Genomic DNA, 11,732 nt, shown 5'->3' with positions numbered 1-11,732 from the left:
TGCCGTCGGCCAGACCGGCGAGTTCGGTGGTGCGGCCGGCCTCGTTCAGTACCGCGGAGACGATCACGGTCGGCAGGAACGGGCCGGGCACCATCGCGCGGCCGAGTTCCTCGGCGACGATGGCGGTTTCGAGCAGCCCGTAACCGGCGCCGCCTACCTCCTCGGGCAGGTGCAAGCCCAGCAGGCCGAGCTCGGCGAGCGAACCCCAGAAGGCGGGGCGGGTCTCGCTCTTGGCCTCGACGGCCCCACGGATCACGGTCGGGGTGGCGTGCCGGGCCGCCCAGCCGCGCACGGAATCGCGGAGTTCGCGGTCCTCGTCAGTCATTCCAATGGTCATGAACATTCCTCAGAAATAGGGGGAATCGATGTCGGATGCGGTCCGAGTGGTCAACCAGCGGCTTCGAGAGTTGCCTTCGCCCAGCGGTAGTCCGCCTTTCCGCTTGGCGAGCGGACAATTTCGGGGACCACCACCACGGTGCGCGGCACCTTGTAGCCGGCGATGTGCGCGCGGCAGTGCGCGATGAGATCGTCGCGGCCGGGTGCGGCGACGCCGTCGCGGGCCTGGATCACCGCCGAGACCCGCTGGCCATAGGTCGGATCGGGGATCCCGGCGACGACCGCGTCGAGCACGTCGGGATGAGCCTTGATCGCCTCCTCGACTTCCTCGGCGTACACCTTCTCGCCGCCGGTGTTGATGCACGAGGAGCCGCGGCCGAGGACGACGATCGAGCCGTCCTCCTCGACGCGGGCGAGGTCACCGAGCACGGACAGGCGGACACCGTCGACCACCGGGAACGTCGCTGCGCTCTTCTCCGGATCGCCGAAGTACCCGATCGGGACGTGCCCGACGCGGGCGAGGTAGCCGATCTCGTCCGAGCCGGGAACGATCGTCGCGAAGTCGGCATCGACGACACGCACCTTCGGTGACGGCGCCATTCGCAGCAGCCCGTCCTCGCTCGCCTTGAGCTCGCCATCGTTCCCGGACTCGGATGACCCGAAACCGTTGCGCAATACCACATTCGGAAGAAGCTCCTGCAGTTGCTCGCGCACGCTGGCCGACCAGAGCGCTCCGCCGGAGCCGATGGCCCACAACGAGCTGAGATCGAAGCGGTCACGGTTCTCGGCGATGGCATCGGCGAGCGGCCTTGCGATCGCGTCGCCGACGAGCTGAACGCAGCGGAGCTTGTGCTTCTCGATGAGCCTGAGCGCCTCGACGGGCTCGAACTTGGGCATGAGCACATGCTTGGAGCCCATGAACATGCAGGTGAACAGCGAGTAGGACGCCGCGCCGTGCATGAGCGGCGCGGTGAGCAGGTAGGACAGCGGGTCCGCGTTGGCGGCCGCGGCGGCCGCCAGTTCGGCGCCGGACAGAAACGGCGCCCCCATGAGGTTGCCCCCGCTCAGAGCGGCGAAGTAGAAGTCCTCGTGACGCCACATGACGCCCTTGGGCATGCCGGTGGTGCCGCCGGTGTAGATGATGTATCGGTCGTCGCTGCTGCGCTCGGGGAAGTCTCGTCCGGGTGACTGGTCGGCGACGGCGGTGTGGAAGTCGACCACCGAAACACCCGCCGCCGCGGCGGCGGCCGCGAGGGCGGGTCCGGCAGGCTCGCCGATGAGCACGATATGTTGCAGCGTGGGGCATTTGGGCAGCACCTCTGCGATGACGTCGCTGAACTCGCCGTCCGCGACCACAGCGGCCAGTTGCGCGTTGTTGTAGAGGTACGTCAGCTCGGCGTCGATGTAGCGGTAGTTGACGTTGACCGGGACCGCGCGCACCTTGAGGCAGCCGAGCAGCGACTCGACGTACTCGATGCTGTTGCGGCCGTGGAGTCCGACGTGTGCGCCGGGCTGGATGCCCTGAGCGGCGAGGTGGTGCGCGATGCGGTTCGCGCCGGCATCGAACTCGATGAACGTCCGGGTGTCGTCGCCGCACACGAGTGCGATCTTGTCTGGAACCCCATCGATGAGCGCTTCGGTGAGATCCGCGAGGTTGAGTGACATGGTGGGTCCTTCAGGGGTATTCGCACGGTGAGAAAGGTGTGCGGTGGTCTGATGCGGCGAAGCGCAATGACGGATTGCTGGCGCTCGGCCCGGAGAACATGGCGTGACTTGTCGTCACGGAGTGGGCGGAGCGAGGCTGATGGGTTCGGCGACACCAGTTCCGGTGCCTGTGCTGGGTGAGGTCTCGAGGATGGCGACGCAGCTGTCGATGAGATCGGTGACGGTCGCCGTTCGCTGGTCTGACGTGCGGTCGCTGTTCTCGTGCGCGGCGAGTACGGCGATGCTGAACACGACCACGTTCAGGGCGCGCCACTTCGCGATCTCGGGTGGTGCGGAGCAGGCATCGCCCATCAATTGAAGTACGCGCCGGTAACTTTCCGAGCTCAGGTTCTGCTTGATCAGATCTGCCAGCGCTGGGTCGAACAGCGCCTGGACCAGGAACCGGGCATACCGGCTTCCGGGACGGCTGAGCGTCTCGGAAGCCAGCGGCCACACCATCGCCTCCACGGCCTGACGCGCGGTCAGCGGGGTTCCGTGGGCCTCCATCTCCTCGAGTAGCGCCTGCCGCCGGGTATTCACGGCGGACCCGCGCGCCTCGACCACCGCCTCGATCAGTCCCTCCCGGGACCCGAAGTGGTATTTCGCGGCCGACTTGTTCGATTGCCCCGCCGCGATCTGGACGTCCTTGAGTGTCAGTGCGGGAATTCCTCTTTCGGCAACGATCTGTTCGGCTGCGTCGATCATGGCCTCGCGCGATGTGGTCCGGGTCACAAGGGGCAGATTAAGGTCGCGTCCTTATTTCTGTCAATGCCGGATCCATGGCGGCGGCTGCGTCACGGGCGGACGAATGCGAGAACCCGCAGTGCCGGAAGGTGTTCACTGGTAGAGACCGGCCCCGATCTCGATCTCATCGCGGGGTCGCGATGAGTTTCGGTCGGCCGGCGAGTCTGTATGGATGACGACGTACAAAACGAGAGGTGGGGACCATGACCGATAGCGCGGTCCAGGAGGACTTCGCTCCACTGGCGGAGCCGTATCGGCGCGAGCTACTGGCGCACTGTTACCGGATGTCCGGTTCGGTGCACGACGCCGAGGACCTGGTCCAGGAGGTGTACCTGAAGGCGTGGCGCGCGTACGAGAAGTTCGAGGGGCGCTCGTCGCTGCGCACCTGGTTGTACCGGATCGCGACGACCACCTGCCTGACCGCGCTGGAGAGCAAGGGCAAGCGCCCGCTGCCCACCGGACTCGGCGCGCCGAGCTCGGACCCGGCGGGCGAGCTCGTCGAGCAGGGCGAGGTGCCCTGGCTCGAGCCGATCCCCGACGCCCTGCTCGGCACCGCCGCCAGCGACCCCGCGGTGGTCGCCACCTCCCGCGAGAGCATCCGGCTGGCGCTGATCGCCGCGCTCCAGTTCCTGCCGCCGAAGCAGCGGGCCGTGCTGATCCTGCGCGAGGTGCTGGCCTGGCCTGCCGCGGAGGTGGGGGAGCTGCTCGGTATCAGCACCGCGGCCGTGAACAGCGCGCTGCAGCGGGCCCGGGCGCAGATCGATCAGGCCTCACCCGCGGAGGACGCCGTCGTGGAGCCCGTTGCGCCGGATCAGCGCGAGCTGCTCGACCGGTACATGGCGGCCTTCGAGACCTACGACATGGCCGCGCTCAAGGAGCTGTTCACCCAGGATGCCGTCTGGGAGATGCCGCCCTTCGTCGGCTGGTACCAGGGTCCCGACGCGATCCGCACCCTGATCGAGAACAACTGTCCCGCACAGGGTCCGGGGGACATGAAGCTGATCCCCACGGTGTCGAACGGGCAGCCCGCGTTCGCGATGTACATGCGGGACCCCGATGGCGGATACTCCGCCTTCCAGCTGCAGGTGGTCTCGCTGGGGCCGTCCGGGATCGGCCATGTGACCGTGTTCTTCGACGTGTCGCTGTTCGGCAAGTTCGGACTGCCCGAGACGCTGCCGGCCGGGTCATGACCGGCGCCGCGGTGGCGTGGCCCTTGGCCGACCCGGTCGCGTTGCTGGAACGTTCGATCGCCTACACGGTGGGCAGCCTGCAGCTCGTGACCGAGGAGTCGATGGGCGGGGCCACCCCTTGCCGCGGGTGGGACCTGCGAGAGCTGTTGGCGCACATGAACGACGCCCTCGGCACCTTGCAGGAGGCCGCCCTGGACCACCACATCGCGCTGGCGCCCGCCGCGGCCGGCCCCGATCCCGCAGCCGATCCCGTTGCGGCGCTGTGCGATCGCGCCTGCCGACTGCTCGGGTCGTGGGCGCGCTCGGGCGATCCCGAGGGGATCCAGATCGGTGGCGTCTCGATGGCGGCGGGCATCGTGCCCGCCGCCGGTGCGCTGGAGATCGCCGTGCACGGGTGGGACGTCGCAAGGGCATGCGGGCGCGACCGGCCGATCCCGCCGGACCTCGCCGAGGAATTGCTCACCTGTGCAACGCTTTTCGTCAGTGATGCGGACCGTCCGGCCCGCTTCGCCGCCCCCGTCGAGATCCCGGCGGGGGCGGGACCGGGGGAGCGGCTGCTGGCCCTCCTCGGCCGGGATCCGCGAGCCTAGGAGCCCGCGATGGCCCTGAGCACCTCGAACGTCGCCTGTTCGTCCTGCTCGGTGCCGTGGTCGCTGAGCTTGACGATGACGGTGCCGGTGGCCGGGTCGACATAGGTGTACTGACCGTAGACGCCGAGCGCGGACAGGTCCGGGCTGTCGGGGGTGGGGTGCCACCACTGCGCGGAATAGCCCCAGTTCTCGTTCGTGACCCGGTGCGGGGCAGGGGTGCTGATGCGTTCGATCCACGCGGGCGGGACGACCTGGGTGTCACCTGCGCGCCCACCGTCGAGGACGAGCCGGCCGATCTTGGCGTAGTCGCGGGCGGTCGCGTTGAGGCAGCAGAACGCCTTTTCCTGGCCGCCGGGCCGGTCGAGATTCCAGGTGGCGTCGTCCTCGGCGCCGATCGGGGCCCACAGGTTCCGCTCGAGCAGCTCGGTGAGCGGCTTGCCCTCGACCCGGGCCAGTATCTGTCCGAGGAGCTGGGTCTCGACGCTCCGGTAGTCGCCCTCGCTGCCGGGGGTGTACGTGACCTCGCGGTGGTCGGCGACGAATTCGTCGAGGTCCTGGGTCAGGTACATCCGGGCCGTGCCGGTCAGCGGCCAGTACGGGTTGTAGTTCTCGGACACGTCGACGCCCGCGGTCATGTCCAGCAGGTGCCGCACCGTCACGGTGTCGTACTCGCCGCCGGTCGCGAGCTCCGGCAGGACGTCGACGAGCCGGTCGTCCTCGCGGAGCTTGCCCGCGTCGATCGCCTGCCCGATCATCAGCGAGACGACCGACTTGGCCATCGACCACGACGACAGCGGCGTCGTGGCCTCGACACCGTCGCGGTACCACTCGTGGGTGAGGGCGCCGTCGCGGAGCACCAGGAAGGCGTTGGTGTGGGTGGTCTCGAGGAACTGCGCGACCGGGATCTGTTCGCCCTTCCACGGCACCGTCTCGGGCAGCGGAGTCGGGTTCGCCTGCAGCGGAGCGGGATCGGGCGATGCCGCCACCGCGCGGGAGGGATACAGCTCGCCCTGCTTCGACGGTGCCTCGGTCAGCAGCCGGACCAGGGTCGGCGGCGCCGGGATCTCGAGCACCGCGGCGGCGGCGTAGGTCGCCGCCACCAGCGTCGCGGCGACCACCGGGACGACGATCGCGGCCGTGCGCAGCCGGGAGCGCGTACGCGGGGCCCCTGGCTCGGCGGCGGGAGCCTCGCCGACGGTGGTGGCGGGCTCGGTGGTGGTGCTTGGCTCGGTCATGCGTTGCTGATCCTCGATCTCGGGGGTGGTGGGTCGGTGGCGCCGTGCTGGCGTGGTCAGGCCGTGCGCTCGCGCGTGGTCGCGGCGTCGGCCCTGGCGTCGACGGCCGTCCAGAACGCCTCGATCAGGGTGTCGAGCACCAGGTCCGGGCTCAGCTCGGCGAGGGCGGGGGCGTGTGCCGCGATCGCGGGATACCTCGCCGGGTCCGCGCCGACGTACTCGTGGGCCCAGGCGCGTTCGTCGCCCGCGCGCAGCGTGTCCGGCAGCATCGCGTAGCCGGCCCGCATCCCCGCGTAGGACAGCACGGACTCGGCCAGCATCCGTTGGTAGCGGACCACATCCGCCGGCTCGAGCCCCAGCTCGTCGAGCGCGGTGAGCATCATCTCGACAAGGGCGAACTCGCCGGGGCCGCGGGTGGTGCGCGGGGCGACGGCGGCACCGACATGGGGGTGCTCGGTGAACACCGCGACCACCGCGCCTGCGAGGTGTTCCATCCGCTGCTTCGGGCCGAGCCCGGCGGGGACGCGCTCGTGCGCCATCGTCAGCAGCCGGTCGCCGACCGCGCGCAGGAGCGCGTCCTTGTCGGCGAAGTGTCGCCACACCGCCGACCGGTCGACCCCGAGCTCCTCGCCGAGCGCGCGCCCGGTCAGCCCGTCCGGGCGGCCCCGCGCGGCGATCCGAACGGCGGCGTCCACGATCACCTCGGGCGTCAACCGTGTGCGCGAACCGTCGTCGACCATCGTGTGCTCCCTCTCATGACGCCACACCAGTGATGTCATCAATGATGACATCACTGGTGTGGCGGCGGGAGGCGGTTCGCGAAAGCGCTATGCGGCGCCCTCCCAGGCGAACGGCGCGAACGCCTCGTCCAGGGGCGCGTCGGTCATCCGGTTGGCGAAGGTGGACAGCGTGTAGGCCCCGACCCCCAGCACCACCTCGAGGGCGTTGCGGCGCGTGTATCCATGGTCGAGGAACGCCTGCATCTGCGCCTCGCTCACGCCGCCCGCCGCGTCCAGGACTGCGAGCGTGAACACGCGGATGGCCTCGAGCCGCGGGTCCGCGAGCGGCTTCCGGGCGCGTAGGGCCGTGACCAGCTCCTCCGGCGCCGCGGCCCGGGTGAGTGAGGCGGTGTGCAGTGCGACGCAGACGTGACACTCGTTGCGCGTCGCGATGGTCAGCACCAGCACCTCGCGTTCGAGCTCGGTGAGCGTGCCGCGCTCGAACAGGGCGTTCGAGCGGGTGAAGGCCTGCAGCAGCTCCGGCGATTCCGACATGAGCGCCACGGGGGCAGGCAGGAAACCGAACTTCCCCTCGATGGCCGCCATGGTCGGGCGAACGGCGGCGGGGGCGGACTGGGCGGTGTGATGGGTGAAGGGCATCTCGGACCTCTCCGCGGTAGTATCGTCAACGTGGTTGTCTATATAGTAAACATGGTTGTCGATATTCGGCAAGGGGTGCGCCGTGACCGTTGACGAGACCCCCGGCTACGAACTGCCGCTGTTGCTGTTCGCCGGGTTCCGGACGCTGATCGACGAGGTACACCGCCAGCTGGCGGAGGAGGGGCATCCCGACATGCGCCCCGCCTATGGATTCGCGATGCAGGCGATCGGGGTCGAGGGGACCAACGCGAGCGAGTTGGGGCGCAGGCTCGGTGTCTCCAAGCAGGCGGCGGGCAAGACGGTCGATCGGCTCGAGGGCCTCGGCTACGTCGCGCGGGAGAGCGACCCGTCGGACGCGCGCAGCAAGCGGGTGGTGCTCACCGAACGAGGGCTCGACAGCCTGCGACGCTCCGCGGTCGTCTTCGACCGGTTGCGGGCGGACTGGGCTGCGGCGATCGGGCCGGAACGGCTGCGCGCGCTCGAGTCGGACCTGCGCACCGTCACCGCTGGTCAGGGCTTCCGTCTCGATGCGCAGGCCTGGTTCGGCGGATAATTGACCGGTGCGCGATGAGTTTCGCGGCCGCCGCCGGTCTATATGGCAACCGCTTCGCGCGCCGTGCACGAAGCAAGCCAGCATCGGAGCCCGCCATGACCACCACGCCGCACACCATGACCACCGCACCGGGCGCCGGTGTCGCCGCCGCCCCCTCCCGACGGGCCCGGATCGCCGGCCTCGTCCTCAGCGGACTGGCCGTCGTGTTCTTCCTCTTCGACTCGCTCACCCACATCGCGAACGTCGAGCAGGTGCGCACGGCGATGGCCGAGCTCGGGTTCGACCCCAGCTTGAACAGGGTCTTCGGCGTGGTGCTGCTGATCTGCCTCGCCCTCTACGTCCTGCCGGTCACGTCGATCCTCGGCGCGGTCCTGCTGACCGGCTACCTCGGCGGGGCCGTGGCCACGAACCTGGTCACCGAGCAGCCCATCCTGAGCAACACCCTCGCCCCGATCTACTTCGGCTTCCTGGTCTGGGGCGGGCTGTACCTGCGCGACCTGCGGGTGCGGGCGATCATGCCGCTCGTCCGCGGCTGACCCGGCACCGAATCCGTCCCCCACACCGAACCGGTGTGGGGGACAGCCGTGTTCAGCCGACCCGGGTGACGACCACGAACGGTCCGACCTCGGTGGTGGTGAACCGGGGGTCGTCGAACAGCTTCTCCGGGAAGGTCACGGTGTAGCGGCGCACGTTCGGGTCGTTCGGGTACACGTCCTCGGCCAGGCGCAGGGTGTAGCCGTCCGCCCCCTTCCGGAAGACGAACACATCCGGTGTGCGCCATGGGCTTTCGTCCATGGCCTGGACCAGTGCGTCGGGGCTCTCGGTCTCGGCCCAGTCGGCGATCGCGGCGGCGCGGCGGTCGAACTGCGCCAACGGGTTGGCGTAGTGCGAGGTCAGCCCCTGGAAGCCGAGGTACGGGTAGTAGCTGAGGAAGCTGGTGTCGGCGGTGAGCACCACGGTGTCGGAGCGGGGCCCCGGTCGCTGCGCGGTGATGGCAGCGTCGACCTCGTCGTAGTAGGAGGCGGCGCCGGGCGGCCGCTTGTCCGCCCGCTCGCCGTTGCCGTCGGTGTCGGTGTACGCGATGGTGATCTCCGAGGCGAGCACCTGCGGGATGTTCTGTGCGAACGCCACCGCACCCAGCGCGCCGATCGCGACGATCGCGGCCCGGACCCGCGGGTTCTCGCTGGTCGCCAGGATCGTCCAACGTGCGAAGTCGAGGAACCCGAAAACGCCTGCGGCGCCGAGCAGTACCAGCAGCACCGGTTCGAGGCGGAAGGACAGCAGGGTGTTGCCGATCGCCGTCACGGTCATCGAGAGCAGCCACCAGGCGTACACGGCGACGACGCCGATCCCGAGCGCCTGCGCGCGCCGGGAGGAGGCGACGCGGCCGACCAGCCACACCGTGCCGAGCAGACACAGCCCGCCGATCAGCGAGAAATGGAACATCGGCAGGGGCAGCCGGGCACCGGCATCGGGCAGGTAGTGCAACGCCGTGCCCGAGCTCGCGGTCGGGCCGGTGCGCATCGCGTTCAGGTACGGCAGCCACACGATCAACGCGATGAGCCCGGCGATCACCCCCGCCACCGCGAGTCGGAGCAGCGGGTCAAGCGCCGCCCTGATCCCGTTCGCGCGCACCGCGAGCGCGGCGGCGAGCAGGGCCATCAGCGTCACCGCGAACGCGGCCCAGCCGAGGTAGAGGGTGTAGAAGGTGGCGGCAATGCCGAGGAAGATGCCGGTCCCGACGATCGCGCCCCAGCCGTCGGCTCCGCTCCGCGCCGGTCGGTACAGCCCGCCCCAGGCCAGCACCAGCACCGGTGGCAGCAGCACCACGAGGACCGCGCTGTACGCCTCGGGAGACGCGTAGGCCAGCGCGATGGCCGTCACCGCCGTCGCGACCAGCACCGCCACGTGGTCGCGGATGAGCTTCGACCACAACACCAGTGACACGACGGACGCCACCGCGATGGAGGCGATCGCATACGGCTTGAACACCTCCCAGCCGTCCATGCCGAGCAGGTTCGCGACCCGGCCGCCGACCCAGAACCAGCCCGCCGGGTAGAACGAGGGCAGGTCCGCATAGGTCATGTCGTCGAGCCGGGCCGTGTCCGTCATCCGGGTGAGGAACTCGGTGCGGAACTCCTGGTCCACCGAGATGCCGTGCAGGTACAGCTTCGTCGCGGCCAGCGGCATCCCGATTGTGACGGTAACGAAGCCGGACAGGGCGCCCCAGGACAGCAGCTTCGCCGCGACCGCCGCGCGCCGGGCCCGCAGCAGCCACACCGACAGCGCCAGGGCCGCCAGCGTCACGACCTGACCGACCGTGGTCAGTGCCTGGGTGACGTTGGAGGAATTGAACGCAGGCCAGTCCACCAGCCCGAGGGCGATCAGCCCGACGGCGGCGACTGCGGACGCGACGACCGCCGCCAGCCCCATCTCCCCGGCGGTGGACACCGCGGCCCGCAGCGGATCCCTGCGGGCCGCGGACGTGCTCGGTGCTGTGTCGGGGATCGGAGCTGCGGGAGCGTCAGTCACGGACACTGAGCTTAGTGAACCGTGGGAAAGCCGGACGCGAGCGCCGCAGATCGGCCGCCGCTGACCCTTGCCCGGGTCCCGGGGTGGCCGAATCGGCACCCTTGGGTGCCTGTTGATGCGGCCCGCCCGGCCCCATATTGGTGTTAGTCCCCCCGACCGAACACCGACGGAAAGCCACCCATGATCTCTCGAACCGTGAAGACGCTCGGCGTCTCGTTACTCGTCGCCGCGGGGTCGATCGGCGCCACCGCCTCGGTCGCCCATGCGGAGGTCCAGGGCTCTCCCGCTCGAACGCAGGCGGCCGTCTGTGTTCACGACGGCAAGGAATACAGCGTCGGCAGCAAGATCTATCTCCCGGACGGCAGCTACCAGACCTGTGAGAGCAACGGCGCATGGCGGCGGGTCATGCCGGGATGAGCGCCGCGCCGCGCTCGCTCAGCGCGGCGTCGGCAGGGTCCGGTCAGTCCCACTGCTCGTCCGCCAGCGAGGCGACAGGCGCAGGCTTGCCGATCAGGGCCAGGGCGATGAAGAAGTTGATCTGGCCGATCGCGATGGTGAGGGTGGCCAGCGCCTTCTCGTCGTAGTGCCTGGCCGCCTCTGCGTACAGCTCGTCGCTGACGCGCTCCTTGCCTTGCAGGGCGGGCTGGAGGACCGCCTCCACCAGGGCCAGCGCCGCTCGCTCGGCGTCGGTGAAGTACGGGGCGTCCTGCCAGGACGACACGGCCGTGATGCGCTCCTCGGACTCCCCGGCCTTGCGGAGGAAACCGGTGTTCAGGATGGTCAGGTAGGTGTTGCCGACGATCTGCCCGGCGCGCAGGTGGACCAGGCTCATCGTGGCGCGGGGGACCGAGTGGTTGCCTGTGGCACGGAACAGGGCGGCGCTGATGTCCTTCAGTTCCGGCACGAACTCGCCGGGGTTGGGCATCCGCGAGATGGAGGTGGTGTTCGTCATGGCTGCTGCTCCCTATCGGTTGGCGTCTACACAGCACTGACGGACTGGGCGGCGGGAGTGTGACAGGTTCCCGGAGATCTTTTTTGCGGGGAGGTGCCCAGCCGATCGGGCCCGACCGAGGTCGAGGGTTCACCCGCCACGACGAATCGGCCCCACCACGGTGCACGTGGTGGGGCCGATTCGTGGCGTGAAGTCGCGGGGCTAGATGTACTGCCCAGGGACGTTGGTCAAGCGGCTGAAGGGAACGTGCCTGCCGATGGCTGAGTGTTGCCGGTGGTGATTGTAGGTGTGCAGCCACCCCGGCAGCGCGGTCCGTCGGGCTTGTTCTGACTGATAGTGGCGTGCGAACGCCCCTTCAGCGGCCATCGTGCGGTGGAAGCGTTCGATCTTGCCGTTTGTCTGTGGCCGGTAGGGACGGGTGTATTTGGGTTTGATGTCCAGTTCGGTGCAGGTCTGCTTCCACAAGGCGGATCGGTAGCAGCTCCCGTTGTCGGACAGGACCCGTTCGATGGTGACG

14 protein-coding genes are annotated in these 11,732 nt (G+C 69.4%); 5 read left to right on the top strand and 9 right to left on the bottom strand.

What is annotated here, in order from left to right:
- From BR31_RS30345 to BR31_RS30340, 3 genes are all read right to left on the bottom strand, one after another.
- On the bottom strand, positions 1-337 hold a 337-nt coding region (locus BR31_RS30345), incomplete at its 3' end, for an acyl-CoA dehydrogenase family protein (RefSeq protein ID WP_197023726.1).
- A gap of 50 nt (positions 338-387) precedes the next feature.
- Entirely contained in the window at positions 388-2,001 is a 1,614-nt protein-coding gene (locus BR31_RS0126705; protein ID WP_027503622.1) for an acyl-CoA synthetase, read from the bottom strand.
- A gap of 114 nt (positions 2,002-2,115) precedes the next feature.
- Positions 2,116-2,772 (bottom strand): TetR/AcrR family transcriptional regulator, encoded by a 657-nt coding sequence (locus BR31_RS30340; protein WP_051637770.1) that lies wholly within the window; start codon positions 2,770-2,772, stop codon positions 2,116-2,118.
- Positions 2,773-2,987: 215 nt separating this feature from the next.
- Between BR31_RS30340 and BR31_RS0126695 the strand changes: the two genes are divergently transcribed.
- Entirely contained in the window at positions 2,988-3,974 is a 987-nt protein-coding gene (locus tag BR31_RS0126695; protein WP_027503621.1) for a sigma-70 family RNA polymerase sigma factor, read from the top strand.
- Positions 3,971-4,564, top strand: a complete 594-nt coding sequence (locus BR31_RS0126690) for a TIGR03086 family metal-binding protein (RefSeq protein ID WP_051637769.1) — start codon at positions 3,971-3,973, stop codon at positions 4,562-4,564. Before BR31_RS0126695 ends, BR31_RS0126690 begins: the two co-directional genes overlap by 4 nt.
- On the opposite strand, the gene BR31_RS0126685 is transcribed toward BR31_RS0126690, so the two are convergent.
- The 3 genes from BR31_RS0126685 to BR31_RS0126675 all read right to left on the bottom strand — a co-directional run bounded on the left by BR31_RS0126685 (position 4,561) and on the right by BR31_RS0126675 (position 7,178).
- Entirely contained in the window at positions 4,561-5,799 is a 1,239-nt protein-coding gene (locus BR31_RS0126685) for a serine hydrolase domain-containing protein (RefSeq protein ID WP_027503619.1), read from the bottom strand. The genes BR31_RS0126690 and BR31_RS0126685 overlap by 4 nt on opposite strands.
- Before the next feature lie 56 nt (positions 5,800-5,855).
- On the bottom strand, positions 5,856-6,539 hold the full coding sequence (locus BR31_RS30335; protein WP_197023725.1) for a TetR/AcrR family transcriptional regulator: 684 nt from the start codon (positions 6,537-6,539) through the stop codon (positions 5,856-5,858).
- Positions 6,540-6,626: 87 nt separating this feature from the next.
- Positions 6,627-7,178: a carboxymuconolactone decarboxylase family protein gene (locus BR31_RS0126675; protein ID WP_027503618.1), complete on the bottom strand. Its 552-nt coding sequence runs from the start codon at positions 7,176-7,178 to the stop codon at positions 6,627-6,629.
- Between the two features lie 82 nt (positions 7,179-7,260).
- Here BR31_RS0126675 and BR31_RS0126670 point away from each other — a divergent pair, with 82 nt between their 5' ends.
- Both BR31_RS0126670 and BR31_RS0126665 read left to right on the top strand, forming a co-directional pair.
- Positions 7,261-7,731, top strand: a complete 471-nt coding sequence (locus BR31_RS0126670; protein ID WP_027503617.1) for a MarR family winged helix-turn-helix transcriptional regulator — start codon at positions 7,261-7,263, stop codon at positions 7,729-7,731.
- A 95-nt stretch (positions 7,732-7,826) separates the two neighbouring features.
- The gene (locus BR31_RS0126665; RefSeq protein ID WP_027503616.1) at positions 7,827-8,267 is read left to right on the top strand and encodes a DoxX family protein; all 441 of its coding nucleotides are present in this window, start codon (positions 7,827-7,829) and stop codon (positions 8,265-8,267) included.
- Between the two features lie 52 nt (positions 8,268-8,319).
- Here the strand turns inward: BR31_RS0126665 and BR31_RS0126660 are convergent, their stop codons facing one another.
- Positions 8,320-10,164 carry a galactan 5-O-arabinofuranosyltransferase gene (locus BR31_RS0126660; RefSeq protein ID WP_037178567.1) on the bottom strand — a complete coding sequence of 615 codons (1,845 nt, stop codon included), beginning with the start codon at positions 10,162-10,164 and terminating at the stop codon, positions 8,320-8,322.
- A 279-nt stretch (positions 10,165-10,443) separates the two neighbouring features.
- Between BR31_RS0126660 and BR31_RS0126655 the strand changes: the two genes are divergently transcribed.
- Positions 10,444-10,680 carry a hypothetical protein gene (locus BR31_RS0126655; RefSeq protein WP_027503614.1) on the top strand — a complete coding sequence of 79 codons (237 nt, stop codon included), beginning with the start codon at positions 10,444-10,446 and terminating at the stop codon, positions 10,678-10,680.
- A 43-nt stretch (positions 10,681-10,723) separates the two neighbouring features.
- Here BR31_RS0126655 and BR31_RS0126650 read toward each other — a convergent pair whose 3' ends face one another.
- Both BR31_RS0126650 and BR31_RS32055 read right to left on the bottom strand, forming a co-directional pair.
- On the bottom strand, positions 10,724-11,215 hold the full coding sequence (locus BR31_RS0126650; RefSeq protein ID WP_027503613.1) for a carboxymuconolactone decarboxylase family protein: 492 nt from the start codon (positions 11,213-11,215) through the stop codon (positions 10,724-10,726).
- Positions 11,216-11,416: 201 nt separating this feature from the next.
- A partial coding sequence (locus BR31_RS32055; protein WP_197023724.1) for an integrase core domain-containing protein occupies positions 11,417-11,732 on the bottom strand: 316 nt, incomplete at its 5' end.

It is taken from the genome of Rhodococcus sp. UNC363MFTsu5.1 (assembly GCF_000686785.1).
GTDB classification, from domain to species: Bacteria; Actinomycetota; Actinomycetes; order Mycobacteriales; family Mycobacteriaceae; genus Rhodococcus_G; species Rhodococcus_G maanshanensis.
The sequence above is the reverse complement of the archived record's forward strand: the minus strand, read 5'-3'. Positions and strand labels throughout refer to the sequence as shown.

Coding starts and splice junctions, on each gene's coding strand:
- BR31_RS0126705 (WP_027503622.1), bottom strand. CDS start 2,001: ATGTCACTCAACCTCGCGGATCTCACCGAAGCGCTCATCGATGGGGTT.
- BR31_RS0126695 (WP_027503621.1), top strand. CDS start 2,988: ATGACCGATAGCGCGGTCCAGGAGGACTTCGCTCCACTGGCGGAGCCG.
- BR31_RS0126690 (WP_051637769.1), top strand. CDS start 3,971: ATGACCGGCGCCGCGGTGGCGTGGCCCTTGGCCGACCCGGTCGCGTTG.
- BR31_RS0126685 (WP_027503619.1), bottom strand. CDS start 5,799: ATGACCGAGCCAAGCACCACCACCGAGCCCGCCACCACCGTCGGCGAG.
- BR31_RS30335 (WP_197023725.1), bottom strand. CDS start 6,539: ATGGTCGACGACGGTTCGCGCACACGGTTGACGCCCGAGGTGATCGTG.
- BR31_RS0126675 (WP_027503618.1), bottom strand. CDS start 7,178: ATGCCCTTCACCCATCACACCGCCCAGTCCGCCCCCGCCGCCGTTCGC.
- BR31_RS0126665 (WP_027503616.1), top strand. CDS start 7,827: ATGACCACCACGCCGCACACCATGACCACCGCACCGGGCGCCGGTGTC.
- BR31_RS0126660 (WP_037178567.1), bottom strand. CDS start 10,164: ATGGGGCTGGCGGCGGTCGTCGCGTCCGCAGTCGCCGCCGTCGGGCTG.
- BR31_RS0126655 (WP_027503614.1), top strand. CDS start 10,444: ATGATCTCTCGAACCGTGAAGACGCTCGGCGTCTCGTTACTCGTCGCC.
- BR31_RS0126650 (WP_027503613.1), bottom strand. CDS start 11,215: ATGACGAACACCACCTCCATCTCGCGGATGCCCAACCCCGGCGAGTTC.